General features: G+C 64.4%; 2 protein-coding genes. One reads left to right on the top strand and one right to left on the bottom strand.

The window, feature by feature from the left end; translation table 11 throughout:
* Positions 1 to 811 (top strand): aspartate-semialdehyde dehydrogenase (locus ACIRS4_RS36925; protein ID WP_404204447.1); only part of this gene is annotated, 811 nt, incomplete at its 5' end.
* Positions 812 to 882: 71 nt separating this feature from the next.
* Here the strand turns inward: ACIRS4_RS36925 and ACIRS4_RS36920 are convergent.
* Positions 883 to 1083, bottom strand: coding sequence for a hypothetical protein (locus tag ACIRS4_RS36920; RefSeq protein ID WP_379103533.1), 201 nt, complete (start codon positions 1081 to 1083; stop codon positions 883 to 885).
* Between the last annotated feature and the right edge of the window lie 343 nt (positions 1084 to 1426).

Genomic DNA, 1426 nt, shown 5'->3' with positions numbered 1-1426 from the left:
CACCATGTCCCGGGTACAGGCGCCGCGCTTCGCGGCCGCCGGTGTCACCGTCATCGACAACTCCTCGGCCTGGCGCAAGGATCCCGAGGTGCCGCTGGTGGTCTCCGAGGTGAACCCGGAGGCGACCCGCAACCTGGTCAAGGGCATCATCGCGAACCCGAACTGCACCACCATGGCCGCCATGCCGGTGCTCAAGGTGCTGCACGACGAGGCCGGTCTGCAGCGGCTGATCGTGTCCAGCTACCAGGCGGTCTCGGGCTCCGGCCTGGCCGGCGTGGAGGAGCTGGCCTCGCAGGTGCGCGCGGTGATCGGCGACGCCGAGAAGCTGGTGCACGACGGTTCGGCCGTGGACTTCCCGGCGCCGAACAAGTACGTGGCCCCCATCGCCTTCGATGTGATTCCGCTCGCGGGCTCACTGGTGGACGACGGCAGCGGTGAGACCGACGAGGATCAGAAGCTGCGCAACGAGTCCCGCAAGATCCTGGGTCTGCCGGACCTGCTGGTGAGCGGCACCTGCGTGCGCGTTCCGGTATTCACCGGGCACTCGCTGTCGATCAATGCCGAGTTCGCCCGGCCGATCTCGGTGGAGCGCGCTGAGGAATTGCTGGCCAAGGCGCCCGGCGTGCGGCTGACCGATGTGCCGACGCCGCTGGCCGCCGCCGGCCAGGACGAGTCGCTGGTGGGTCGTATCCGCCAGGATCCGGGTGCGCCGGACGGTCGCGGTCTGGCGCTGTTCATCTCGGGCGACAATCTGCGTAAGGGCGCCGCGCTGAACACCATTCAGATCGCGGAAGTTCTTTTGAACAACTGATCAGTTTCTCTGATCGGAACTAACCGTTACGGACCGTGCACACAAAGTGCGCGGTCCGTTTTCGGATATGATCAATCGGCCCAGAGTTCCGCGCACGGTAGTGGCGCGAGCCGATCGATGGGCATGCCGTCGATGATGACTTCAATGCGATGCGGTCTCAAATGCGCTGCGAGACGTTCCGCAATTGCTCGCTCGGCGCGGTAATCCAAGATCATTCCGCCGGGAAACCGCAGGCGCACATGGACTTCATCGGTTTTGGGGGCGGCCGTCATCGGGCGGGCGCCCGGTGAGTGACTGGTTGACCTTTCGCCGCGCGAGAGTTCCGGTTACCCTCGCGTTCGAGGCGAGCGGTGATCGATTGCACCGTCGCCCCGTCGGCAGCGGAGGAATACTTGGTGGCCGCTAGGGCGCACGCCGCGAACCACATTGCCGCGCCGCCGATTCCGGCTCCGAGTAGGAAGAAGAGAAGTTCGCCGGGCATGACCACCTCTTGTCGTCCGTTTGGTTCGACGGGTCCTCTTCAAACGTTAAACACAGAAAAATTGCGGTGCAATAAGAAAAATCCATGTTCCATACTGTGCGCCGTAAGCTCGCCCGGTCTGGAATCCTTGTCGG

Origin of the sequence: Streptomyces sp. NPDC101166 (assembly GCF_044768125.1) — a bacterium.
In the GTDB taxonomy this organism is placed as follows: Bacteria; Actinomycetota; Actinomycetes; order Streptomycetales; family Streptomycetaceae; genus Streptomyces.
Note: the sequence above shows the minus strand (reverse complement) of the source record. Positions and strands in the feature narration are given on the sequence as shown.